This is a genomic window from Methylobacterium sp. E-066 (assembly GCF_022829635.1).
GTDB lineage: Bacteria > Pseudomonadota > Alphaproteobacteria > Rhizobiales > Beijerinckiaceae > Methylobacterium.
On sequence record NZ_JAKSYO010000156.1, the window covers coordinates 19,533 to 42,017 of the forward strand.

Genomic DNA, 22,485 nt, shown 5'->3' on the forward strand with positions numbered 1-22,485 from the left:
GCTGAGGTCACCGACCTTCGAAACGCGGCCGCAGAGGCAGGATCGCCTCGGCGAGATGGTCCATGAAGGCCCGGACTCGCCCGGCGTGGCGCAGGTCGGGATGAGTGAGCATCCAGAGGTCGGCGCCGATTTCCGGATGCGGGCCGGAGAGCCGGCGCAGGGCCGGATCGGCATCGCCCTCGAAGCACGGCAGCGGGCCGATTCCGATCCCCGCCGCCACCGCGGCGGTCAGCCCCGTCACCGTGTTGATCCGAAGCTTGATCCGCTCGGCCGGAGCCCGCGCCGCGATGAAGGGCGCGAACAGGCCGGCCGCCACGGCCGAACCCGGGACGACCCAATCCTCAGTTGCGAGATCGCCATAGGCCCGGTCGGCCCGCCCGTAGACCGCCCAGGCCAGTCCGGTCAGGCGTCGCCCGACCAACGTCTCGCTTGGATTTCGGCTCGCGCGGATCGCCACGTCGGCGTCCCGGCGTGACAGGTTCAGGGCCTGCTCGGCCAGGATCAGGTCAAGGCGGATCTGCGGATAGCGCGTGCAGAACGTCGCCAGGATCGGCATGAGAAGCCCGGTCGCGACATTCACCGGGGCAGTCACGCGCAATTCGCCCGCGAGCGTTTGCCCTTGGCCGGCGACCGTCCGGGCGAATCCGGTCACGTCGGTTTCGATCCGGGCGGCGGCCTCGATCATCGCGAGGCCGGCCGGGGTCGGCACGTAGCCGGTGCGCAGACGCTCGAACAGGCGCATTTCGAGCTGCGCCTCGATCGCCTCGAGACGCCGGAATGCCGTGGAATGGTTGATCCCGAGCTGCGCCGCAGCCGCGGTCAGGCCGCCCCGTTCGGCCACCGTCTTCACGAAACGGAACTCGTCCCAGTCGAGCAAAACGCCGGCTTTCTTGCATGGCTGCAAGCCTATTCTTGCGTGAGAAGGCGTTTTTGCAAGCCGCGAAATGCGCGATGGAGACGTCATCGTGCCGTCGGATGAGTCCGGCGGCATTCCGCAACCCGACACGGGAGATCGCGCGATGGCCAAGGTTCTGGTGCTGTACTACTCGACCTACGGACATGTGGAGCAGATGGCCTACGCCGTCGCCGAGGGCGCCCGGGAGGCCGGGGCCGAGGCGGTGGTCAAGCGCGTGCCGGAGCTGGTGCCCGAGGAGGTCGCCCGGCAGAGCCATTTCAAGCTCGATCAGGCCGCGCCGATCGCCACCGTCGACGAGCTGCCCCAGTACGACGCGATCATCTTCGGCACGCCCACCCGCTACGGCAACATGGCCTCGCAGATGAAGCAGTTCATCGACCAGACCGGCGGCCTGTGGATGAAGGGCGCTCTGGTCGGCAAGGTCGGCTCGGTCTTCACCTCCACGGCCTCTCAGCATGGCGGTCAGGAGACGACGCTGACGAGCTTCCACACGGTGCTGTTCCACCACGGCATGGTGGTGGTCGGCCTGCCCTATTCGTTCCCGGGTCAGGCGGGCGTCGAGGCGGTGAAGGGCAACACGCCCTACGGCGCCAGCACCATCGCGGATAACGATGGTTCGCGCCAGCCAAGCGGGGTCGAGCTGGACGGCGCCCGGTTCCAGGGCCGCCACGTCGCCGCGATCGCGGCCAAGCTGGCCTGAATCGACAAGACAAGAAAAAAGGCTCGGATTGCTCCGAGCCTTGAAGGAAAAAGGCCATTTGGGGGCTGAGAAGGCCTTCGTGATCAATGAACGGGCGACAGTCCGGTCTGTTCCACACGGTCGATAAAAATACTTCTGCCGTCAGCGCGGCGCGGCGGCCCGGGCTAGACGATCCCGGATCGCCTCGCCCAGGCCGTCCGCTGGGATCGGTGCAACCGCGATGGTGTCGGCCCCCGAGGCGTCGAGATCGCGCAAAGCCCCGAACAGCCGGGCGGCCGCCTCGGCCGGGTCGGCGGCCGGGCTCAGGTTGAGAACGGCGCGTGCCCGTTCATGGCCCTCAGGCCGTCCGGCGCCGAACAGCAGCAAAGCCTCGCCGGGCTCCACCCACTCCACGTCGAGGCGCACCCGGGCCCGCGGTGCATAATGCGACGCCAGCATCCCGGGACCGGCCGGCCGGTCGGCATCCGCCGCCTCGGGGTTTGCCGGCTCGAAGCCCAGGACGTCGCGGAGCGCCGCCCGGGTGATGCCCCCCGGCCGCAGCAGCCTCGGGACGCCGCCAAGGCAGGCGACCACCGTCGATTCGACCCCCACCGGCGTGTCGCCACCATCGAGCAGGGCGGCGATCCGCCCGGCGAGGTCGTCGAGGACATGGTCGGCCCGGGTCGGGCTGACGCGACCCGACCGGTTGGCCGAGGGTGCCGCCACCGGACGGCCGACCGCCTCCAGCAGGGCGTGGGCGATCGGATGCCCCGGGACCCGCAGGGCGACGCTCGGCAGGCCGGCCCGGGCGAGGTCGCAGACCCGTGTGCCCGGTCCGGCCGGCACCACGAGGGTCAGGGGACCCGGCCAGAACGCCGCGGCGAGGCGCCGCGCGGATCCATCGAAGCGGCCCTCAGCCAGGGCCGCATCGACGTCGGCCAGGTGGGCGATCAGCGGGTTGAAGCGCGGCCGCTCCTTGGCGGCGAAGATCCGCGCCACCGCGGCGGCGTCGGTGGCGTCCGCCCCGAGCCCGTAGACCGTCTCGGTGGGGAAGGCCACGAGCTCGCCCGCCCGCAGGAGCGCGGCGGCCTGCGCGAGGCCGTCCGCGTCGGGGTCGAGCCGCCGGGTCGCGGCCGGGACCGTTGACCCGGGATCATTCATGCGGGAAGCCGTCTTGCGAAGTGATGGCGGCGCGCCCGTCGCGCGCCTATCCTGGGGCCGCCGTAGCCCCGGTGCCCGGGCGCGGTCAAACCCGCCCCGGTCCATCAAGCGGGCGGGCCGAGAGGAGCGACGACCCGATGAGCTACCGCGCCCCCGTTCCCGAGATGCTGTTCACCCTCCGGCACGTGGCCGGGCTCGACGGGGTCGACCCGGAGGATGCCGAGGCGATCCTGACCGAGGCCGGGCGAATCGCCGGCGGGGTGATCGCGCCGCTGAACTGGATTGGCGACCGGCACGGCACCCCGTTCGCGGACGGCCGCGTCACCACGCCCCCCGGCTGGCGCGAGGCCTACCGCACCTTCACGGAGGGCGGCTGGAATGGCCTCTCGGCCGAGGCCGACCATGGCGGCCAGGGCCTGCCGAAGCTGGTCGAGGCCGCCTGCACCGAGATGTGGAACGGCGCCAACCTCGCCTTCGGCCTCTGCCCGCTGCTGACCCAGGGCGGCATCGAGGCGCTCGCGGCCCACGGCTCCGACGAGCTGAAGGCGCGCTATCTCGAGAAGCTGGTCACCGGCGAATGGCCCGCGACCATGAACCTGACCGAGCCGCAGGCGGGTTCGGACCTCGCCCTGCTGCGCACGCGCGCCGAGCGGGCCGGCGACGGCAGCTATCGGATCACCGGATCGAAGATCTACATCACCTACGGCGAGCATGATCTGGCGGACAACATCGTCCACCTCGTGCTCGCGCGCCTGCCCGACGCGCCAGCCGGCACCCGCGGCATCTCGCTGTTCCTGGTGCCGAAGGTGCTGCCGGACGGGACCGCCAACGACCTGCGCTGCTCAGGGATCGAGCACAAGCTCGGCATCCACGCCTCGCCGACCTGCTCGATGGCTTTCGGCGATCACGGTGGCGCAATCGGCTGGCTGATCGGGCAGGAGAACAAGGGGCTGGCCTGCATGTTCACGATGATGAACGCGGCCCGGCTCAATGTCGGCCTGCAGGGCGTCGGCGTCGCCGAAGCCGCGACCCAGCGGGCGCTCACTTACGCGCAGGAGCGCCGGCAGGGCCGGGCAGTGGGCGCTGCCGAGCCGACGAGCACGATTGTCGCGCATCCGGACGTGCAGCGGATGCTGCTGACCATGAAGGCCTACACGGCGGCGGCGCGCGGCATCTGCTACCTCACGGCCGCCGCCCTCGACGCCTCCCGGGGTCCGGAAGGGCAGGCCGCCCTCGACCGCGCCTCCCTGCTGACCCCGGTGGCCAAGGCCTTCTCCACGGATCTCGCCAACGAGGTGACCTCGCTCGGCGTGCAGGTCCATGGCGGCATGGGCTTCGTCGAGGAGACCGGTGCCGCCCAGCTGATGCGCGATGCCCGCATCCTCGGCATCTACGAGGGCACCAACGGCATCCAGGCCATCGACCTCACCGCCCGCAAGCTGCCCCTGAACGGCGGCGCCACCGCCCGGTCGCAGATCACCTGGATGCGCCGGGCCGCGGAGAGCCTGCTCAAGGCGGGCGATCCCGCCTTCGGCCACATGGCGGCGCGGCTGCGCGACGGGATCGGGAGCCTCGACCGGGCGACCAGCCACCAGCTCGCGGCGCTGACCTCGAACCGCCCGAACGCGGCCCTGGCCGGCGCGGCCCCGTATCTGCGCCTGTTCGGTCTCGCGCTCGGCGGCGCCTGCCTGGCGCGCTCTGCGCTCGCGGCCGCAGCGGCCCTGAAGGCCGGCGAGACCGACCCGGCCCATGCCGGCCGGATCGCGCTGGCCCGGTTCTACGCCGAGAACCTCCTACCGGCCGTGGGCGGGTTGGAGCAGGTGGTGGTCGAGGGCGGCGCCTTCACGGACGATGCCGCGCTGGCGCTGGCGGTTTGAGGGGACGGACATGGCCGACACCATCGCGATCACCGATGTCGAGGGCGGCGTCCGCCTGATCACCTTGAACCGCCCCGAGAAGAAGAACGCGCTCACCGGGGCGATGTACGACGCGATGCGCGAGGCCCTTGCGGGGGCCGATGCATCCAAAAAAATCGGCGCGGTGGTGTTCGCCGGGCAGCCCGGGATGTTCAGCGCCGGCAACGACCTCGCCGACTTCATGGGGGGCGCCGCGGGCGGCTTCAGTGCCTCGCCGGCCCTGGCCTTCATCCGCCAGCTCGCCCGCACCCGCACCCCGATGGTGGCGGCGATCGACGGGATCGCGGTCGGCATCGGAGCGACGCTGAGCCTGCATTGCGACCTCGTCTATGCCAGCCCGGCGGCGCGGCTGCGCATGCCGTTCGTGGAGCTCGGCCTCGTGCCGGAGGCGGCGTCGAGCTACCTGCTGCCCCTGCGGGTCGGGCGGCTCAAGGCGACAGAGCTGCTGCTGCTCTCTCAGCCGCTCAACGCCGACGAGGCGTTGGCGCTCGGCCTCGTCAACGCCGTGCTGCCGGCCGACATGCTGCTGGATCAGGCCATCGCCCAGGCGGCTAAGCTCGCGGCCCTGCCGCAAGGGGCACTGGCGGCGTCCCGCGCCCTGATCCGCGGCGACCAGACCCAGGTCGAGGCGGCCCTGGAGGCGGAGGCGCGGGCGTTCGACGCGCAGCTGCGCTCGCCCGAGTCCCAGGAACGGCTCGCCGCCTTCCTGTCGCGCGCCAAGCCCGCCTCGTCGGCGTGAGCACGCCCCCCGACCTGTCCCAGAAGATCTGCCTGGTGGCCGGCGCCTCGCGGGGCGTCGGGCGGGGCCTGGCCCGGGCGCTCGGCGAGGCCGGGGCGACGGTGATCGTCACCGCCCGCTCCAGCGAGACCGGCCCGCGCACTGAGATGCGGCCTGAATCGATCGAGGACACCGCCCGCTTGGTCGATGCGGCCGGCGGGCGCGGCCACCATTACCTCTGCGACCACCGCTCGGAGCGGGCCACGGATTCGCTGGTCCATTGGGTGCTGCGCCGGTTCGGGCGGATCGATGTCGCGGCCTGTAGCGTCTGGGGCGGCAACGAGGGCTACGACGGCGAGCGCTACCCGGACGGGGCCGGCTGGGGCACGCCGTTCTGGCGCCGCTCGGCCGAGCCCTATCTCGGCTTCCTCCAGGCCGGGCCGCTGCCGGCGCTGCTGCTCGCCCGCGCGGTCGCCCCGTCCATGGTGGCGGCGCGGGCCGGCCTGATCGCGCTGGTCTCGTTCGGGACCGAGGATTACCTCGGCGACGTGTTCTACGATTCCGCCAAGGCGGCCACCAACCGGCTGGCGCTGGCCTTCGGGCAGGACCTCGCGCCCTACGGCGTGACCGCGCTCGGCCTGTCGCCGGGCTTCGTCGCCACCGAGCGGGCGCGCGATCTCGGGCAGGACTCGCGCGCCACCGAGGGGCCGCTCTACGCGGGCCGGGCGCTCGCGGCGCTGGCGGCCGATCCGGACATCGCCGCCCGGGCCGGCGCGGTGCTGCATGCGGGCGATCTCGCCCGGATCTACGGCTTCACCGATGCCGACGGCACCCAGCCGGAGCGTTTCCGCGTCGGGCCGTGACCGCGCGCCGAAACCGATTCGGCGCGCCGGAGGAGCGAAAAACGGCCTTAATTCTCCTGCACGCTGGACCGTAATCGTGCGTTCGGCTCTGCGATTTTTAAGCCGGCTCACTTCGGTGCGACAAGGATTGCAAGCATGTCGGATGCGAATACGGCCCCGCGCGTGCTGATGGTGTTCCCGAAGTTCTACGAAAACTCGATGTGGAACTTCAAGGAAGCCATGGAGCTGCAGGGCGCCCGCGCCCCCGCGCCGCCCCTCGGCCTGATCACCCTCGCCGCGATGCTGCCGCCGGCCTGGCAGGTGACCCTGGTCAACCGCAATTGCGAGGACCTCACCGACGCGCAGATCCTGGCGGCCGACCTAGTGATGACCGGCGGCATGCTGCCCCAGGAGCCGGATTGCCTCGTCGTCATCGACAAATGCCTGGCGCTGGGCGTCCCGGTCTGCGTCGGCGGCCCGGCGCCAACCTCCACCCCGGAGATCTACGACAAGGCCGACTTCCTCGTGCTGGGCGAGGCCGAGGGCATCCTCGCCACCTTCGTGGAGGCCTGGGAATCCGGGGCGCGCCGCGGTCGGTTCACGGCGGAAAAATTCAAGGCGGACGTCACGACCAGCCCGATCCCGCGCTTCGACCTCCTGACCTTCAGCCATTACCTGTATATCGGCGTCCAGTTCTCGCGCGGTTGCCCGTTCACCTGCGAATTTTGCGACATCATCGAATTGTACGGTCGCTCGCCGCGGACCAAGACCACGCCGCAGATGCTGGCCGAACTCGACCGGCTCTACAGCCTCGGCCATCGCGGCCATGTCGACTTCGTCGACGACAACCTGATCGGCAACAAGAAGGCGATCAAGCTGTTCCTGCCGCATCTCATCAAGTGGCAGGAGGCGCACGGCTACCCGTTCAAGTTCTCCACCGAGGCGTCGCTGAACCTCGCGGACGACGACGAATTGCTCGGGATGATGCGGGACGCGAACTTCTTCGCCCTGTTCACCGGGATCGAGACGCCCGACGAGGCGACGCTGATCCAGACCCAGAAGAAGCAGAACACCAAGCGCTCGATCGCCGACAGCGTGCACAAGCTCTACGAGCACGGCATGTTCGTCACCGCGGGCTTCATCGTCGGCTTCGACACCGAGAAGGACAGCATCAGCAAGGCGATGTCCCTGTGCATCAGCCAGACCGGCATCCCGATTTCGATGGTCGGCCTGCTCTACGCGATGCCGAACACCCAGCTCTCGCGCCGCCTGCGCAAGGAGGGCCGCCTGTTCGAGAACTTCGCCTATACCACCGCCGAGCAGGGCGACCACTGCACGCAAGGGCTCAACTTCGTGACCCTGCGCCCGCAGCAGGACGTGCTGGCCGATTACCGGGATGTGCTGCAAGAGATCTATGACCCGCCGAACTTCTTCGAGCGCGTCCGCGAGATCTCCCGGCGGGTGAAGCGGCCCAAATTCGCCGCCCACAAGGTCAACTGGCGGCACGTCGCGCGCGATCTGGGGTCGCTGCTGCGGATCTGCTGGCGGATGACCGTGCGGCGGCCGGAGCTGGCCAAGCATTTCTGGAGCGTGTTCCTGCAGACCGCCCGCCACAACCCGGCGGCCCTGGAGGCGGTGGTCACCAACATGGTGATCTACCTGCACGTCTACCCGTTCTCGCGCTACGTGATCCGCGAGATCAACGGCCGGATCGCCGAGCTCGAGGCCGACCGCTGGGTGTCGCCCCCGATCCTGGCCCCTGAGAAAGACAACGGCGCCAAGGCCGCGCCGGTCGGCAAGGTGGTCGCCCGGGCGGAGGTCAAGCACCTCGCCGCGGTGGCCTGAGCGGCCCGCCGGGTTCAGCGCAGCGTCTTGGATATCAGCGCCCCTGGGACACGACGCTGCCTTGGCAGGGCGGTCGGCTGAGCGGACACAACCATCGGTCCGGTCCTGATCGGCACTCCTCCAACCCAATCCCCTCATCCTGAGGCGTGAGCGAAGCGAGCCTCGAAGGAGCCCTCCAGTCTGCGCGCGATCCCTGGAGGGCTCCTTCGAGGGCGCCGCTGCGCGTCGCCACCTCAGGATGAGGGGGGTTGGGTTGGACGGGCGCCGATCAAGCCTTAAGCCGCGCGCACCGTCTGCAGGAAATCGCCGATCTCCCGGCGCAAGGCCTCGGATTGCGTCGAGAGGCTTTCCGCCGAGGCGAGCATCCGTGTGGCGGCGGTGCCGGTCTCGTCGGCGGCCCGGGCCACGTCGTCGATCGTGCCGGTGACCGAGCCGGTCCCAGCCGCCGCGTCGGCGATGTTGCGGGCGATTTCCTGGGTCGCGGCGCCCTGTTGCTCGACGGCGGCCGCGATCGAGGTTGCCACCCCGTCGATCTCGCGGATCCGGCCGGTGATGCCGTCGATGGCGCCCACGGTCTGGCCGGTCGCGCCCTGGATGCGGCCGACCTGACCCGTGATCTCGTCGGTGGCCTTGGCGGTCTGCGCGGCGAGCGCCTTCACCTCGGAGGCCACCACGGCGAAGCCGCGGCCGGCCTCGCCGGCCCGGGCGGCCTCGATCGTGGCGTTGAGCGCCAGGAGGTTCGTCTGGCCGGCGATGTCGGAGATCAGCCGCACCACGTCGCCGATCCGGCCCGCGGCCTCGCTCAGCTCCTGGACCAGCCCCGCGGTCTGCCCGGCCTGGGCCACGGCGCCCCGGGCGAGGTCGGCCGAGCCGTCGACCTGCCGGCCGATCTCCTGGACCGAAGCGCCGAGTTCCTCGGCCGCCACCGCCACCGTGCCGACATGGGCGGCGGCTTCCTGCGCGGCGCTCGCCACCGCGGCCGAGCGCTCGGCCGTGCGGGTCGCCGTGCTGGTCATCGTCTCGGCATTGGCCCGGAGGTCGAGGGCCGCCTCCGTCACCGCCGCGAGCACACCGCCGATCGCGGCCTCAAAGCCGTCGGCCATCTCCTCGACGGCGCGCCGCCTCTGCGCCTCGGCGCCCGCCCGGGCGAGCGCCGTCTCCTGCTCCAGCGCGCGGGTGCGGATGAGGTTGTCCTTGAACACCTGCACGGCCGCCGCCATGGCGCCGATCTCGTCCCGGCGTCCGGTGCCGGGGATCGCCACGCTCGCGTCGCCCTCGGCCAGGCGCCCCATGGCGCCGGTCATGCGCTGGATCGGGCGGGCGATGCCGAACAGGGCGAACAGCATCGCCGCGACGGCGACCGCCAGCCCCACCGCGGTGGCGATCAGGGCGGTGAGCTTGGCCGAGGCCGCGGTGTCGGCGGTGGCGACGATGTTCGCGTCGGTCTGCGACCGCGCCAGGTCGATCGCCTCGGTCAGGCTGGCGACCGCGGCCTCGCTCTGGGCGCCGGTCTCCGGATCGAGCACCAGCTTGAGGGCACCGTTCGTGTCGCCGGCGATCATCAGTTCGACCACCTGAAGCTGGACGTTCTGGTAGGCGTTCCAGGCGGCGGTGAAGCGCTCGTAGGTCTCGCGCTCCCGGGGCGTCGACAGGCGGTCCTGATAGGCCTGGCGCAGCTCGGAGAGCGCGCCGAGGCCGTCGGTCAGCGCCGTCTGGTTCTTGTCGAGGGTCGCGAAATCCGGCGATCCCACGACCAGCTTGTAGAGCTTCAGCCGCACGTCGCGCACCGCCATGCCGATGGCCTCGGCCTGGTTCTGGGCCGGCAGCCAGACCTGCGAGACCTCCTTGGCGTCCTGCTCGATCTCGGACAGCCGGACGACACTGACGACGCCCTGGCCGGTGGCGGCGAGGGCGAGCAGGCCGATGGCGCCGCACAGGACCATCTTCAGGGAGAATCGCATCGGGGCTTCCGTCGTCTTGGCCGGGCGGCGCTTCAACCTCGATGATCTCTATGATATTTCTTAACGGTCTGCTGCGTGTCGACAGCTATTCGTGACTACAGCCACTTCTTCCAGCGGAAGAAAACGTAGGGAAGGACCGCGGCGACGACCATCATGACTACGGCCATCGGGTAGCCAAACGAGAGTTCTAGTTCCGGCATGGACTTAAAATTCATGCCGTAGATCGACGCAATCAGCGTTGGCGGCATGAAGACGACGGCCATGACCGAGAACAGCTTGATGATGTTGTTCTGTTCCAGGTTGACCAAGCCGAGTGTCGCGTCGAGCAGGAATTGAATTTTCGTGGAGAGGAAGGTCGCGTGCTCTTCCAGCGATTGAAGATCGCGCAGGGTCGAGCGGACATCCTCTCGCAGGTCGCGGGGCGCCTTGTTGGTCCGATAGGTCGCCGACAGCGACAACAGGATCCGCTCCATCGAGACCAAGCTCTCGCGCTGCTTCGAGATCAGGTCGCCGAGCCGTCCGAGCGCCCGCAACGTGTCCTGGAGGGCGGTGTTGCGCGCCGACGGGTCGGCCTGCACTTCAAAAATCTTGCCCGACAGGCGGTCGATGCGCTCGCCCTGGAGCTGGAGCACGTCCGCCGCCCGGTCGATCACCGCCTCGATCAGCCCGGCCAGGATGGTCTCGCCGGAGAGCGCGGAGGTGTTGCCGTTGCCCATCGTGCGGCCGGCGCGCTGCGTATACATCCGGAAGGCCTGCGGCTCCTCGTAGCGCACAGTCACGAGGCGGCTGCCGCGCAGGATGAAGGTGATGCCGGCGAGCCCCGGCTCCTCGGCATCGCTCACCTTCGAGAGCACGCGCCCGGTCATGTAGCGGGCGCCCTCCTCGACATAGAGCAGCTCCGAAGGCTCGATGTCCTTCATCTCCTCGCGGGTCGGAACCTCGATGCCGGCGAAGGCCTCGACCTTGAGTTCCTCCTCGCGGCTCGGGCGGATCAGGTCGAGCCAGACAGTGTCCTCGGGGATCGTGTCCTGAAGGTCGACGATTCGGCGCTCAAGCAGCGAGGATCCGGCGCCGGTTGCGGGCTGGTGGATGAAAATCACGAAGCGGTCTCGGGTGCGAAGCGGTCACAAGTCGGCGCTAGGTCCGGTCCGCATCCGGCACGGCGGCCCCAAGCGCAAGCTGCGCCGTGGGTGTGGCGTTGTTTTCTGACGCTTCCGTGACATCGCGGCCCGCTTCGACGGTTCCGCCCAGCCCGCTTCGGCGTTCAGTTGCAGCCTTCGCAGACGCTGTTGTCGATCTTGTCGGTCAGTTCACGTTCGCGCCGCTGCTCCTGGCGCGAGGGTACCTCGCCGGGGCCCAGCGACGTGCCCGGCGGCTTGGTCACGCCGAGGCTGTTGGTGTTCGGCGCCGTGATCGTCGAGGTCGGGCCACCGCCGGTGCCGGTCTGATCGGGCGCGCGGGGCTGCGCCGCCAGGGACGTGGGCAGGGCGACGCTCAGCACGGCGAGGGCGAGCAAGCGGGTCGATGCTGTGGTCATGACACCTCCAGTCATCTGAAGAAGGTCAGATTCCCCAGCAAGTTGCAAGCCTCCACGGTGCAAGCCTCCACGGTGCAAGCCTCAGCGACGGCGCGGGGCCTCGCGCCGGAACACGCCGACCATCTCGACATGGTCCGAATGCCGGAACTGGTCGACCGGCGTCACCGATTCAAGCCGGTAGCCGCCCGCCGTCAGCGTCGCCGCGTCCCGGGCGAAGGTGCCGGTATCGCAGGCCACGCCGATCGCCAGCGGCACCCGCGCGGCGGCGAGCTGGCGCGCCTGCGCCTCGGCGCCGGCCCGGGGCGGATCGAACACCACCGCGTCGAACCCGTCGAGCTCCGTGGGCAGCAGCGGCCGGCGGAACAGGTCCCGGCGCTCGGTGGTGATCTGGCGCAGGCCTGTGGCGGCCCGGGCCGACCGGTCGAGCCCGCTGAGCGCGGCCGTATCCGCCTCGACGGCGTGGACCGCGGCATTCCGGGCCATCGCCAGGGCGAGGGGACCGCAGCCCGAGAACAGGTCCGCGACGCGCCGCGGACGGCGTCCCAGGGCCGCGACGGTGAGGTCGGTGAGGACCGCTTGCCCGGCCGCGGTCGCTTGCAGGAAGCCGCCGGGAGCCGGGTAGAGGCGGCTCTCGCTGGATGTCACCGAGACGGGCTCGGCCTCCATCAGGCGCTCGCCGTGGAGCGACAGACGGGCGAGGCCGAGTTCGCCCGCGATCCGCACCAGCGCGGAGGCGACACCGCCGCTCACCGGCCCGTGCCCGCGCAGGTCGATATCAAGGCCCTGGTCGGTGGCGGTCACGGCCACGTCGAGGGGCTTGCGGCCGTGGCCGAGCGGTGCCGCGAGACGGCGCGCCACCGCGGGGGCCGGGTGCAAAGCCGGCACGGTGATCGGACACTGGTCGATCGGCACCAGCGCGTGGCTGCGCGCCGCCATCAGCCCGGCCTCGCCCTGTCCGTCGATCTCCCGGACATGCAGGGTGATGCGACGGCGCCCGGCGCCGTGCGCGTCGATGGCGGCTTCGGGCTCGATATCGAGCCGGGCCTGCGACAGGGCCTGGGCGACGAGGCCGCGCTTCCAGGACAGCTCCGCGGCCGGCGCGAGGTGCTGCGTCCGGCAGCCGCCGCAGCGCATGTAATAGGGGCAGAACGGCTCGACCCGGTCGGGCGAGGCCTGCTCGATGCCGAGCAGCTCCGCACGCTTTCCCTCCCGGCGGATCGTCACCCGCTCCCCGGGCAGCGTGTAGGGGACGAGGAGGCCGTCCTCGGCGATGCCGTCGCCGCGGGCGCCCAGGTCCCGGATCGTGACCGTTTCGCTCATGGTAAGGTTGCGCCGATCAAGAATTCGGAATTGCCGTCGCCACCCGGCACGGGCGAATCGATCAGGCCCAGGATCGTCGCGCCGAGCCCCTCCAGCACGCCGCGCACGGTCGCGCAGACCTCCGCGTGGACGGCCGGGTCGCGGACCAAGCCGCCGCGCCCGACGCGCTCGCGTCCGGCCTCGAATTGCGGCTTGATCAGCGCCACGATCGCGGCGCCGGGTGCGAGCAGCGCCGGCAGGGCCGGCAGCACCAGCCCCAGGCCGATGAAGCTGACATCGACGCTGGCCAGTGCGGGCCGCGGGACGAGCCGCACCGGGTCGAGCGTGCGGATGTCGGTGCCCTCCAGGCTGGCGACCCGCGGATCCGCGGCCAGCCGCGGATGGAGCTGCCCCCGGCCGACATCGACCGCGTGGACATGGGCCGCGCCCCGGGCGAGCAGCACGTCGGTGAAGCCGCCGGTCGAGGCGCCGACATCGAGGCAGGCGAGGCCCGCCGGGTCCAGCCGGAACGCGTCGAGCGCCGCCGCCAGCTTGAGGCCGCCCCGCGAGGCATAAGGGTGTTCGGGCGCGGCCTCGACCTGCGCGCCCGGGTGGATCGCCTCCGAGGCCCGCGCCAGGGGCCGGCCGTCGACCCGCACCAGCCCGGCCCGGATCGCGGCCTGCGCCCGCGCCCGGCTCTCGAAATGGCCGTGCTCCACCAGGAACAGGTCGGCCCGTTTCGGCGAGGGATCGGGGCGCGCGGGCGCCGTGCGATCCGGTATGGGCCGGTCTCCGGTCATCAAGGCTTTACGGGCTGGCGCCAGGGATACGGCGAAGGTTTCAGGGTCCGGCCCTGTCGAACGGGCGGCACGCATCCTACCTAGACCGGGCTTGAGAGGAGAGCCACCGTATGACACGCATCCTGCCGCTGCTCGCGCTGCTGGGCCCCTTCGCGGCGAGCGGCGCTCTGGCCCAGGAGCCGCCGGCAGCCGCCAAGCCCGCCGAGACGTTCCAGGCGCCCGTGAAGAACGCCAAGGGCGACACGATCGGCACGATCGCGATCCGCGACGGCGCCAACAGCCTGGTGCTGCGCGTCGCCATCCAGCCCGGCGGCCTCCCGCCCGGCTGGCACGGCATGCATTTCCACGCCGTGGGCGATTGCTCGGATCCGAAATTCCTGAATTCCAAGGCCCACGTGAACCACGACCAGAGCAAGCATGGCCTGCTCAACCCGGACGGGCCCGATGAGGGCGACCTGCCGAACCTTTACGTGGTCCAGGACGGCTCGGCGAACGCCGAGGTGACCAGCGAGACGCCGCTCACCGGCGAAGGCGGCCTCAAGGACGGCGACGGCTCGGCGCTGATCATCCACGCCAACGAGGACGACCACACCACTCAGCCGATCGGCGGCGCCGGCGACCGGGTCGCCTGCGCGGTGATCAAGTAGAACCCGTCAGCCCGGATTGGGCGAGGGCACCAGGGGCGGGATCGGGCGTGGGCGCCCGGCTTCGTCGATCGCCACGAAGGTGAGGGTGGCCTGCGTCACCCGCTCGCGGACCTGTGTGCAGAACCGGCGGGCCCAGGCCTCGACCTCGATCTTCATCGAGGTCCGGCCGACATGCGAGACCCGGGTGTAGACGCACAGCACGTCCCCGACCCGGACCGGGCGGATGAAGGTCATCGCGTCGAGCGCCACGGTGACGACCCGGCCCTGGGCGCGATCGACCCCCGCGATGCCGCCGGCCTGATCCATCTGCGTCAGAACCCAGCCGCCGAAGATGTCGCCGTTGGCGTTGGTGTCGGCCGGCATCGCGATGGTCCGGACCGTCAGGTCGCCGCGCGGCAGGTCCGTCTCGGGGGCCGGCGTCGCCACGCTCTCGCCCGCTACGCGTCCGACGTGCTGCATGCCGTCCATCCGCCTGTCCCGCCCGCCGTCAGAGAAGGATGCCGGCGAGCTTCAGCCCGGCCGCAAGCAGAATCGCGGCCGCGCCCAGGATGCATTCGAACGGGATCGATTGCCAGAGATCCGGCGTCGCCGCCGCGGGCTCGGCGCGCTGCGCGATATCGTTCATCGGGTTTCCTCCCGGGCGGCCGATCTGTCGCCGGTCCACCCATTTCGTGCACTATACGGCATGAGACCCGGGCGTGCATCCCGAATCGCGGCACGAAAAAGCCCGGCGGCTCGTGTGAGCCGCCGGGCCGGTCCGGTGGGCGATCCGCTTAGTAGTAGAACCGGCGACGGTAATACGGACGACGGTAGAACGGGCGCGGGCCGTAATAGAACCGGCGGCGGTAGTAGGGACGGCGGTAGAACGGGCGCGGGCCGTAGAACCGACGGCGGTAGTAGTACTGGGCCTTCTGGGCCACGGCCGGCGCGGCGTCGGCCGGCAGGGCGATGCCCGGGCCGACCGGCGCAGCCGACGCGCCCTGCGGCGCAGCAGCCGCGGAGCCCAGCACCAGCAGGGCCGCGAGCAGGAATTTCCTCAGCACGTCTCGACTCCCTTCGCATGATTGCGTCTTCGACGACGGACCGCACGGGGGACGAGAACCCTGTCGGCGATCCGAGACGCTGCAACGCACGGGCGATGGGAAGCGTTGCAGCGTAACTCTACGGAGATCCGGACAGGGTTTATTTTTGACCTCGCCGCCGCGGACGGTCGTGGAGACGCAGCCGACGCTCAGGCGATCTTGGTGGTCATATCCTCGATGCGGGCCTCGGTGCTCTGGCGGACGAGGGCGATGCCGTGCTCGCAATCCTCGCGGCGGAGGTAACCCTCCGCGGAATCCGCGATCACCTCGCCGTTGCGCGCCCGCAGGCGCCAGCGCCACTCACCCTTGGCATCCCGATACAGTTCGAACCGCATGGTGCAGCCTCTCGTCCGACGTGCCGGTCAGATGGGACATCCCGCGCAAAAAAGAAGCCGCCCCGGGAGGTTCCCCCGAGGCGGCGTCCGTACCAGTCCAGCAAAATCCCGGTTTCAAAAGGTCGAGACCTTTTGCGGGTGCAGGGCGGAGCCCTGCGGATCTGTCGGGGGCTGCGCCCCCGAACCCTCTCTTCAAGAGCGGGGCGACCGCTCCAGCCAGCCGATGGTGCGGCCTTCGCCGTTGCCGCCGCCAGCGCTGCGCGGGCGGGCATCGGCCCGCTGGGGCCGGCTGTCCCGTGCCGGGCGCGCCTGTTGTTGGGCCGGCCGCTCGCCCTGCGGACGGGCGGGCCGGTCCGAACGGGCCTCGCGTCCCTGCGGGGCGGGACCGCGACCGTCGCCGCGACCGCCTTCCGGACGGCCCTGGCGCGGCGCACCCTGACCTTGGCCACCGCCGCCGCCGAAGCCGCGGCCGCCTTCCGGGCGTCCCTGCTGGGGACGGCCCTGCTGCGGCCGGGACCGCTGGCCCGGACGACCACCGGCCGGACGCTGCTGCTGGCGCTCGGGCCGACGCTCTTCCTCGCGGGCGATGTCGGCCGCTTCCTGGCGCGACGGGGGCGTGAAGCCCTCGGGGAAGCCCGCCACCGGCACGCTCTGGCGGGTCAGCCGCTCGATGTCGCGCAGGTAGGCCCGCTCCTCGTCGTTGCAGAACGAGATCGCCAGACCGGTCGCCCCGGCGCGCGCGGTGCGGCCGATGCGGTGGACGTAGCTCTCGGGCACGTTCGGCAGGTCGAAATTGATCACGTGGCTGACGCCGTCGACATCGATGCCGCGGGCGGCGATGTCGGTGGCCACCAGCACCCGGCAATCGCCGTCGCGGAAGGCCTGGAGCGCCCGCTCGCGCTGGGGCTGGCTCTTGTTGCCGTGGATCGCCGCGCCGGCGATGCCGGCCTTGTCGAGGCCGCGCACGACCCGGTCCGCCCCGTGCTTGGTGCGGGTGAAGACCAGGACCCGTTCGATGGCCGGATCGCGCAGGATGTGGGCCAGCAGCGCCTGCTTCGCGCCGGTATGGGCGAAGATGACCTTCTGCTCGACGCGCTCGGCCGTGGTCGCCACCGGGGTGACGGCGACCTGGACCGGATCCTTCAGATACTGGCTGGCGAGGCCGGCAATGTTCTTCGGCATCGTCGCCGAGAAGAACAGGCTCTGGCGCTGGGCCGGCAGCATCTTCACGATGCGCTTGAGGGCGTGGATGAAGCCGAGGTCGAGCATCTGGTCGGCCTCGTCAAGGACCAGGATCTCGACGCCCTCGAGGGTCAACGAGCGGCGCTCGATCAGGTCGATCAACCGGCCCGGGGTGGCGACCAAAACGTCGACGCCCGGCGCCAGCGCCCGCTCCTGGCGGCTGATGGTGACGCCGCCGAACACCACCGTGGTGGTGTAGGACAGGTAACGGCCGTAATCCGCGAAGGATTCGGCGATCTGGTTGGCGAGCTCGCGGGTGGGCGAGAGCACCAGCACCCGGCAGCCGCGGCGCGGGGCCCGGCGATCCGAGAGCGAGAGACGGTGCAGGATCGGCAGCGCGAAGGCCGCGGTCTTGCCGGTGCCGGTCTGGGCGATGCCGCAGAGGTCGCGGCCCTCCATGGCCGGCGGGATCGCCTGGGCCTGGATCGGGGTCGGCGTGACGTAGCCAGCCTCGCCGAGTGCCCGGAGCACGGGCTGGGCAAGGCCGAAATCGGTGAATTGGGTCAAAGAGATATCCGATGCAGCAGGGCCGGCCGGGCGCCTCGCATCCTGTGCGAGCAGCGCCATGTTCAGGTCGGTCCGTTGGCAGGGGGCAGCCCGCGTGATGGAGCGGCCCGGGTGCATGCACGTTATGAAGAGGGGGGCCGGATCACGCCGGGAGGCGCCCGATCCGTCACGCAGCCCCCTCAAGCGGGCCATGACGGCCGCTGACGCTGCACTGCCGATATGCAGGTGTGCGGCTGCGAAGTCAATGCAAAGCTATGCCCCGCACGACATGGCACCGATCGCGTGGGCGCGTGTCTCGGCTCAGTATCACGCGTCGATACGCGCGCGCTCTATCATTCACCGACTCGTTCTATCGGCCCGCCTCAGGCCGCCAGCCGCCGCGTCTGGCGGTAGAGGCCTGCCGTCAGACCCGCGAACAGCACCAGGCCGCCGATCAGCGCCGGGCCGCTAAAACCGTCGCCCACCAGCGCCAGGGCGCCATCGTTGCCCGACACGTAGACGATGATCGCGAAGGCGACGCCCCAGAGGCTCTCGCCGACGATCAGGCCCGTGGCCGTGAGGGTGCCGAGCCGGACCGCCCGTTCCGGATCGGCCTGGCGGCGCGCCCAGCGCTCGTAGACCGTGCCGATCACCGCGCCCGCCACCAGGGGCAGGATCAGCTTCATGGACAGGTAGATCCCGAAGGCGGCCGCCAGCGGCGGGAGGCGCAGGCGCTTCAGCCGGCCGAGGGTTTCGTCCAGGGCGATCAGCCCCACGCCCGCAACCGCGCCCCAGCCCAGCATCCGCCAGTTGCCTTCGCCGGACAGCACGCCCTTCGCCAGGGTCGAGATCAGGCCGGCCTGCGGCGCTGCCAGGGCATTCGGCCCGGCCCCGGGCGCCCCGACGAAGCCGAAGCTCGTCGCGAGCACGTTCAGCACCGGCGGTATGATCACCGAGCCGAACACCACGCCGACCACGAGGGCCGCCTGCTGCTTCCACGGGGTGGCGCCGACGAGCTGGCCGGTCTTGAGGTCCTGCAGGTTGTCGTTCGCGATGGCGCAGATGCTGAACACGATGCCGGTGACGGTCAGCACGTAGGCGACGAGCGCGCCGCTGCTCTCCGCGTCCGCCCCGCGGCCGAGCAGCCCCAGCAGCATCACCGAACTCGCCAGCGCGGCCAGGATGCCGATCCCCGACAGAGGCGAGTTGGACGAGCCGATCAGCCCGGCCATGTAGCCGGTCACCGCCGCCGCCACGAGCCCGATCACGAGGACGAACAGCAGGGCGCCCGCGACCAGCAGCGCGCCGTGACGCTCCAGGCTGGTGCCGGCGAGGACGTCCCACAGCAGCCAGCCGATCGGCAGGAGCAGGCTCAGCGAGACGAGGCCGACGACCGCGATCGGCAGGTCGCGCTCTTCGAGGGCCAGCGTCGCGCCGGCCTGACGCGCCCGGCCGGCCGCGAAGGCCGAGCGGATGCCGCCCAGCACCGGGCCGGCGATCCGGATCAGGGTCCAGATCGCCGCGACACCCATCACGCCGGCGCCGAAGAACCGCACCTCCTGGCGGAACGCCGCGCCGACCCAGGCCTCGACGGACACGTCCGGCATCGGATGCTGCGCGGTCAGGACCGGGACCAGCACGGCCCATCCGATCACCAGCCCCAGGGCCATCGCGGCCCCCACCGACAGGCCGACGAGATGGCCGACGCCGAGCAGCGCGAAGGACAGGTTGCCCCCGATCCCGGTCGCGCCGGCGCCGACCCGGAACCAGATCGCCGCGCTGTCGAGCACCAGCCGGGTCTGCGCCAGGGCCGCGAAGCCGGCCGAGGCCAGGCTGTTCCAGACGAGGATGCACAGGCCGAGCGCGCTGTCCGCCGCCCCGGTGGCGCCCTGGGTGCCGAGCGCCAGCACCTCGGCGGCGGCGCGTCCCTCCGGGTAGGGCAGGTCCGAATCGACCACGAGGGCGCGGCGCAGGGGCACCGAGAACATCACGCCCAGGATCCCGCCGGTCACGGTGATCCCCGCGGTGGTGAGCCAGGGAAAACCGTGCCACCAGCCGATCATGACCAGCCCCGGCAGCACGAAGATGATGCACGAGAGCGTGCCCGCCGCCGAGGCGACGGTCTGGACGATGTTGTTCTCCAGCACCGTGGCGCCGGGGAGGTGGCGCAGCACAGCCATGGAGATGACCGCCGCCGGGATCGATGTCGCGAAGGTGAGCCCGACCTTGAGGCCGAGATAGACGTTGGCGGCGGTGAACAGCAGGGTCAGCACGCCGCCGAGCAGGATGCCGCGCCAAGTCAGTTCGGCTGGATTGGCACCGCTGGGCATGCGAATCAGGCTCCGAGATCGAATCCTTCGAGTTTATCGGTCGTCGACTGCGGAAGACAACCTGCCAGAAAAGCGGATTTTTTGGATCGTTATATGTTGATTTGGGAAGAATTAAGTCAATTCAGAAGAGCTATGCTGGCAAAATTTAAAATCTATACTGTGCTGAAGGTGCCGTTTCTAAGAATGTGGATTTCCCAGGCCGTCGCGATCCAGCCGGACCTTGGGCTGCGCGGGCACGGTGTGCTAATCTCAGGGCATGCAGATCGACGAAGAGCGCATTGACGGGGCGGTGCTCGCCCTTCTGTGGCTGACGCTCCACAACGAATGTCGGGCCTGGAAAGGGTTCGACTGGGCAACCCTCGGCCGCCTGCACGCGAAGGGGCTGATCGACGATCCGGTCGGCCGGGCCAAGTCCGTGGTGCTGACCGAGGAGGGCCTGCGCCAATCCGAGGCGCTGTTCGAAGCGCTGTTCACGCGCAAGGCTTGAGCGCCGCGGCTCAGCGACGCTGCAAACACGTGTGTCAGGGAAAAATCAGGACCCGAAGCCGTGATCTCGGCCTGGTGCCGAACGATCAGATTCCAGAGGGAAAGCACCACAACAAACGTGTGGTGCGGCCAAGAGGACTCGAACCTCCACCCCTCGCGGGACTAGCACCTCAAGCTAGCGCGTCTACCAATTCCGCCATGGCCGCATCGGACGCGAAGATCCGCCCGTTCGCCCGAACGCTGCGACCTCCGGGGAATCCCTCGGGTCGCCGTCATGTCGGGCGGCGCAGCGGATAACAGATCGATCCGCCGCCGACAAGCGCTCCGCTCGCCCCACCGTCTCTCAGAGCGGAAATTACGCGATCCTCGGTGAAAACGACCGTCCTTGAGTCAGGTGCAAAGCGGGATGAGGGCCAAGTCCACGATGGCTCGCAAGTCCCGTTCGGAGGCGCCATCCCGCGCCTGCACCGACAGACCCTGCAGGGTGGCAGCGTAGAACGCGGCCAGCGCCTGGGTATCGCTCGTCTCGGGCAATTCGCCCTCGCTCTTGCCGCGATCGAGCCGGGCCTTGATGGCCTCGCGCGCCGCGATCCGCCGAGCGGTCATGCGCTGCGCGATCGCGTGATGGTCCGGCCCGCAGCTCAGCAGGCCCAGCGAAATGAAGCAGCCGCCAGCACGGCCGCTGGCGGCGTAGTGCTTCGCCGCCTGTGTCAGCAGAGTGCGGATCGCCGTCTGCACGGTTCCCGACCGTTCGAGGGCTTCCGCGGCGAACGCGCCGTCGCGCTGCTGATAGAGGGCGACCGCTTCCTCGAAGAGGGCTTCCTTGCTTTGGAACGCGCCGTACAGGCTGGTCGCCGTGACGCCCATGGCATCTGTGAGATCGGCGATCGACGTGCCCTCGTAGCCGCGGGCCTGAAACAGGACCAGGGCGGTCTCGAGAGCTTCCTGGCGATCGAACTGGCGTGGCCGGCCGCGCCCTCTCCGACCCGACGGGTTTTCGATTTCCATAGCGACCGCTGCGATAATGCCTTGACAGGCGCGCCGCAAGCCGTCCTCAATTCTGTAGCGATTCCTGCAAAAAGGCTTTCGGATGATGCGGCATGCGATCGTCGCTCTGGGTGCTCTCGCTCTGGGTGCTCTCGCTCTCGGGGCCGGGCTCGGCGTAGGGGCGCAGGCCGACCCGCGGCGGGTCCTGATCTACGGGGACAGCAACACCTGGGGCTATGTGGCGAGCCCCGACGGCCAGCCTGCCCGCCGCTACAGGCGCGACCAGCGCTGGACGGGCCTGCTCCAGCAGGCGCTCGGTGCCGATTACGAGGTGGTGGAGGACGGACTCAACCTGCGCACGACCGACCTCGACGGCGAGTCCTGGCCGGACAGCATTATGAGGCCCGACACGGTTAACGGCTCAAAACATCTGCCGGTGTCGATCGCGGCCAACATGCCCCTCGATCTGGTCGTGATCATGCTCGGCACGAACGATCTCCAGGCCCGCTATCGACGCTCGCCGCAGCAGGTCGCCGACGCCGCGGTGGGGCTCGCACAGCAGGTGCAGGCCTCCTCGGGAGGCATCGGCAACGCCTATCCGGCGCCGCGCGTGCTGCTGGTATCGCCGGTCCAAATGGCGAAGATTCCGATCCAGGGCTGGAGCGAGCGCTATGACGGCGGTCGGGAGAAATCCCAGCACTTCGCCGAAGCTTTTGCGCAGGCGGCGGTGAAGGCCCGGATCCCGAGCTTCGACGCCGCATCCGCGATCGGCGGCGGCGCACATGGTGCCGATGGCTTGCACCTGTCTCCGGCCGATCACCGTCAGTTGGCGGCCGCGATCGCCCCCGTGATCCGCGAGACGCTGGGCGCCAAAGAGCCGTGACTGATCAACCGGACGCGTAGCTATCGTCCAGGAACGGCGTCGCGCTGTCGCCGATGGTGGTGCCGGGCTCGATGATCGCCGCCGCCTTGCGGATCAGCTCCGTGACCTCGACCGAGATCCGGTCGCCGGTCACGACGATCTGGCCGCGGGCGATCGGGTGGTCGTTGGCCAGGATCTCGACCATGTCGCTGTCGCTGGCTTCCAGCTCGATCACGGCGCCGCGGCCCATGCGCAGCAGCATGTGCAGCGGCATCCGCGCCCGGCCGAGCACCACCGTCAGATCGACCTTCAGGGTCTCGAAGACCGCCACCGCCTGCCCATCCCGTCTCGCAG

At 70.3% G+C, this 22,485-nt stretch carries 23 protein-coding genes and 1 tRNA gene; 8 read left to right on the plus strand and 16 right to left on the minus strand.

Annotation, left to right across the window (positions count from 1 at the left end; translation table 11 throughout):
- Nucleotides 1–7: 7 nt before the first annotated feature.
- The gene (locus MKL20_RS21230; RefSeq protein WP_244038332.1) at nt 8–904 is read right to left on the minus strand and encodes a LysR family transcriptional regulator; all 897 of its coding nucleotides are present in this window, start codon (nt 902–904) and stop codon (nt 8–10) included.
- Between the two features lie 115 nt (nt 905–1,019).
- Here MKL20_RS21230 and wrbA point away from each other — a divergent pair, with 115 nt between their 5' ends.
- Nucleotides 1,020–1,616 (plus strand): NAD(P)H:quinone oxidoreductase, encoded by a 597-nt coding sequence (wrbA, locus tag MKL20_RS21235; RefSeq protein ID WP_244038333.1) that lies wholly within the window; start codon nt 1,020–1,022, stop codon nt 1,614–1,616.
- A gap of 141 nt (nt 1,617–1,757) precedes the next feature.
- Here wrbA and MKL20_RS21240 read toward each other — a convergent pair whose 3' ends face one another.
- Nucleotides 1,758–2,756: an L-threonylcarbamoyladenylate synthase gene (locus tag MKL20_RS21240; RefSeq protein WP_244038334.1), complete on the minus strand. Its 999-nt coding sequence runs from the start codon at nt 2,754–2,756 to the stop codon at nt 1,758–1,760.
- Nucleotides 2,757–2,893: 137 nt separating this feature from the next.
- Between MKL20_RS21240 and MKL20_RS21245 the strand changes: the two genes are divergently transcribed.
- The 4 genes from MKL20_RS21245 to MKL20_RS21260 all read left to right on the plus strand — a co-directional run bounded on the left by MKL20_RS21245 (nt 2,894) and on the right by MKL20_RS21260 (nt 8,077).
- Entirely contained in the window at nt 2,894–4,633 is a 1,740-nt protein-coding gene (locus MKL20_RS21245) for an acyl-CoA dehydrogenase (protein WP_244038335.1), read from the plus strand.
- Nucleotides 4,634–4,643: 10 nt separating this feature from the next.
- A complete protein-coding gene (locus tag MKL20_RS21250) occupies nt 4,644–5,411 on the plus strand; it encodes an enoyl-CoA hydratase-related protein (RefSeq protein ID WP_244038336.1) in 768 nt (255 codons plus the stop codon).
- 35 nt (nt 5,412–5,446) lie between these two features.
- Entirely contained in the window at nt 5,447–6,253 is an 807-nt protein-coding gene (locus MKL20_RS21255; protein ID WP_244038419.1) for an SDR family NAD(P)-dependent oxidoreductase, read from the plus strand.
- 135 nt (nt 6,254–6,388) lie between these two features.
- Entirely contained in the window at nt 6,389–8,077 is a 1,689-nt protein-coding gene (locus MKL20_RS21260; RefSeq protein ID WP_244038337.1) for a B12-binding domain-containing radical SAM protein, read from the plus strand.
- A gap of 275 nt (nt 8,078–8,352) precedes the next feature.
- Here MKL20_RS21260 and MKL20_RS21265 read toward each other — a convergent pair whose 3' ends face one another.
- From MKL20_RS21265 to MKL20_RS21285, 5 genes are all read right to left on the minus strand, one after another.
- Nucleotides 8,353–10,038 carry a methyl-accepting chemotaxis protein gene (locus MKL20_RS21265; protein ID WP_244038338.1) on the minus strand — a complete coding sequence of 562 codons (1,686 nt, stop codon included), beginning with the start codon at nt 10,036–10,038 and terminating at the stop codon, nt 8,353–8,355.
- A 95-nt stretch (nt 10,039–10,133) separates the two neighbouring features.
- Complete coding sequence (locus MKL20_RS21270; protein WP_243962115.1) at nt 10,134–11,138, minus strand: magnesium transporter CorA family protein; 1,005 nt, start codon at nt 11,136–11,138, stop codon at nt 10,134–10,136.
- 164 nt (nt 11,139–11,302) lie between these two features.
- Complete coding sequence (locus MKL20_RS21275) at nt 11,303–11,575, minus strand: hypothetical protein (protein ID WP_244038339.1); 273 nt, start codon at nt 11,573–11,575, stop codon at nt 11,303–11,305.
- An 81-nt stretch (nt 11,576–11,656) separates the two neighbouring features.
- The gene (locus tag MKL20_RS21280; protein ID WP_244038340.1) at nt 11,657–12,895 is read right to left on the minus strand and encodes a class I SAM-dependent RNA methyltransferase; all 1,239 of its coding nucleotides are present in this window, start codon (nt 12,893–12,895) and stop codon (nt 11,657–11,659) included.
- Nucleotides 12,892–13,674 carry a TlyA family RNA methyltransferase gene (locus tag MKL20_RS21285; protein ID WP_244038341.1) on the minus strand — a complete coding sequence of 261 codons (783 nt, stop codon included), beginning with the start codon at nt 13,672–13,674 and terminating at the stop codon, nt 12,892–12,894. Before MKL20_RS21285 ends, MKL20_RS21280 begins: the two co-directional genes overlap by 4 nt.
- A 110-nt stretch (nt 13,675–13,784) precedes the next feature.
- Here MKL20_RS21285 and MKL20_RS21290 point away from each other — a divergent pair, with 110 nt between their 5' ends.
- Nucleotides 13,785–14,321, plus strand: coding sequence for a superoxide dismutase family protein (locus tag MKL20_RS21290; RefSeq protein ID WP_243962111.1), 537 nt, complete (start codon nt 13,785–13,787; stop codon nt 14,319–14,321).
- 6 nt (nt 14,322–14,327) lie between these two features.
- On the opposite strand, the gene MKL20_RS21295 is transcribed toward MKL20_RS21290, so the two are convergent.
- From MKL20_RS21295 to MKL20_RS21320, 6 genes are all read right to left on the minus strand, one after another.
- Nucleotides 14,328–14,780, minus strand: coding sequence for an acyl-CoA thioesterase (locus MKL20_RS21295; RefSeq protein WP_243962139.1), 453 nt, complete (start codon nt 14,778–14,780; stop codon nt 14,328–14,330).
- Nucleotides 14,781–14,808: 28 nt separating this feature from the next.
- Nucleotides 14,809–14,946, minus strand: a complete 138-nt coding sequence (locus MKL20_RS21300) for a hypothetical protein (protein ID WP_243962110.1) — start codon at nt 14,944–14,946, stop codon at nt 14,809–14,811.
- Between the two features lie 148 nt (nt 14,947–15,094).
- On the minus strand, nt 15,095–15,364 hold the full coding sequence (locus MKL20_RS21305; protein WP_244038342.1) for a hypothetical protein: 270 nt from the start codon (nt 15,362–15,364) through the stop codon (nt 15,095–15,097).
- Between the two features lie 188 nt (nt 15,365–15,552).
- Complete coding sequence (locus MKL20_RS21310) at nt 15,553–15,738, minus strand: YegP family protein (RefSeq protein WP_244038343.1); 186 nt, start codon at nt 15,736–15,738, stop codon at nt 15,553–15,555.
- A 192-nt stretch (nt 15,739–15,930) separates the two neighbouring features.
- Complete coding sequence (locus MKL20_RS21315) at nt 15,931–17,487, minus strand: DEAD/DEAH box helicase (protein WP_244038344.1); 1,557 nt, start codon at nt 17,485–17,487, stop codon at nt 15,931–15,933.
- Nucleotides 17,488–17,849: 362 nt separating this feature from the next.
- On the minus strand, nt 17,850–19,796 hold the full coding sequence (locus MKL20_RS21320; protein ID WP_244038345.1) for an OPT family oligopeptide transporter: 1,947 nt from the start codon (nt 19,794–19,796) through the stop codon (nt 17,850–17,852).
- Between the two features lie 256 nt (nt 19,797–20,052).
- On the opposite strand from MKL20_RS21320, the gene MKL20_RS21325 reads away from it, so the two are divergent.
- Entirely contained in the window at nt 20,053–20,283 is a 231-nt protein-coding gene (locus tag MKL20_RS21325; RefSeq protein ID WP_244038346.1) for a DUF6429 family protein, read from the plus strand.
- Between the two features lie 120 nt (nt 20,284–20,403).
- On the opposite strand, the gene MKL20_RS21330 is transcribed toward MKL20_RS21325, so the two are convergent.
- Nucleotides 20,404–20,488 (minus strand) — tRNA-Leu (locus MKL20_RS21330).
- A 184-nt stretch (nt 20,489–20,672) separates the two neighbouring features.
- Nucleotides 20,673–21,290 carry a TetR/AcrR family transcriptional regulator gene (locus MKL20_RS21335; protein ID WP_244038347.1) on the minus strand — a complete coding sequence of 206 codons (618 nt, stop codon included), beginning with the start codon at nt 21,288–21,290 and terminating at the stop codon, nt 20,673–20,675.
- Between the two features lie 82 nt (nt 21,291–21,372).
- Here MKL20_RS21335 and MKL20_RS21340 point away from each other — a divergent pair, with 82 nt between their 5' ends.
- On the plus strand, nt 21,373–22,152 hold the full coding sequence (locus MKL20_RS21340; RefSeq protein WP_244038348.1) for a GDSL-type esterase/lipase family protein: 780 nt from the start codon (nt 21,373–21,375) through the stop codon (nt 22,150–22,152).
- A 4-nt stretch (nt 22,153–22,156) separates the two neighbouring features.
- On the opposite strand, the gene MKL20_RS21345 is transcribed toward MKL20_RS21340, so the two are convergent.
- Entirely contained in the window at nt 22,157–22,462 is a 306-nt protein-coding gene (locus MKL20_RS21345) for a FliM/FliN family flagellar motor switch protein (RefSeq protein ID WP_244038349.1), read from the minus strand.
- Nucleotides 22,463–22,485: the final 23 nt, after the last annotated feature.

Excerpts from the sequence above, each read along its gene's own strand:
- MKL20_RS21245 (WP_244038335.1), top strand. The coding sequence starts at position 2,894 with ATGAGCTACCGCGCCCCCGTTCCCGAGATGCTGTTCACCCTCCGGCAC.
- MKL20_RS21280 (WP_244038340.1), bottom strand. The coding sequence starts at position 12,895 with ATGAGCGAAACGGTCACGATCCGGGACCTGGGCGCCCGCGGCGACGGC.
- MKL20_RS21260 (WP_244038337.1), top strand. The coding sequence starts at position 6,389 with ATGTCGGATGCGAATACGGCCCCGCGCGTGCTGATGGTGTTCCCGAAG.
- MKL20_RS21335 (WP_244038347.1), bottom strand. The coding sequence starts at position 21,290 with ATGGAAATCGAAAACCCGTCGGGTCGGAGAGGGCGCGGCCGGCCACGC.
- MKL20_RS21325 (WP_244038346.1), top strand. The coding sequence starts at position 20,053 with ATGCAGATCGACGAAGAGCGCATTGACGGGGCGGTGCTCGCCCTTCTG.
- MKL20_RS21250 (WP_244038336.1), top strand. The coding sequence starts at position 4,644 with ATGGCCGACACCATCGCGATCACCGATGTCGAGGGCGGCGTCCGCCTG.
- MKL20_RS21285 (WP_244038341.1), bottom strand. The coding sequence starts at position 13,674 with ATGACCGGAGACCGGCCCATACCGGATCGCACGGCGCCCGCGCGCCCC.
- MKL20_RS21310 (WP_244038343.1), bottom strand. The coding sequence starts at position 15,738 with ATGCGGTTCGAACTGTATCGGGATGCCAAGGGTGAGTGGCGCTGGCGC.
- MKL20_RS21295 (WP_243962139.1), bottom strand. The coding sequence starts at position 14,780 with ATGCAGCACGTCGGACGCGTAGCGGGCGAGAGCGTGGCGACGCCGGCC.
- MKL20_RS21340 (WP_244038348.1), top strand. The coding sequence starts at position 21,373 with ATGATGCGGCATGCGATCGTCGCTCTGGGTGCTCTCGCTCTGGGTGCT.
- MKL20_RS21290 (WP_243962111.1), top strand. The coding sequence starts at position 13,785 with ATGACACGCATCCTGCCGCTGCTCGCGCTGCTGGGCCCCTTCGCGGCG.
- MKL20_RS21300 (WP_243962110.1), bottom strand. The coding sequence starts at position 14,946 with ATGAACGATATCGCGCAGCGCGCCGAGCCCGCGGCGGCGACGCCGGAT.
- MKL20_RS21275 (WP_244038339.1), bottom strand. The coding sequence starts at position 11,575 with ATGACCACAGCATCGACCCGCTTGCTCGCCCTCGCCGTGCTGAGCGTC.
- wrbA (WP_244038333.1), top strand. The coding sequence starts at position 1,020 with ATGGCCAAGGTTCTGGTGCTGTACTACTCGACCTACGGACATGTGGAG.
- MKL20_RS21265 (WP_244038338.1), bottom strand. The coding sequence starts at position 10,038 with ATGCGATTCTCCCTGAAGATGGTCCTGTGCGGCGCCATCGGCCTGCTC.
- MKL20_RS21320 (WP_244038345.1), bottom strand. The coding sequence starts at position 19,796 with ATGCCCAGCGGTGCCAATCCAGCCGAACTGACTTGGCGCGGCATCCTG.
- MKL20_RS21240 (WP_244038334.1), bottom strand. The coding sequence starts at position 2,756 with ATGAATGATCCCGGGTCAACGGTCCCGGCCGCGACCCGGCGGCTCGAC.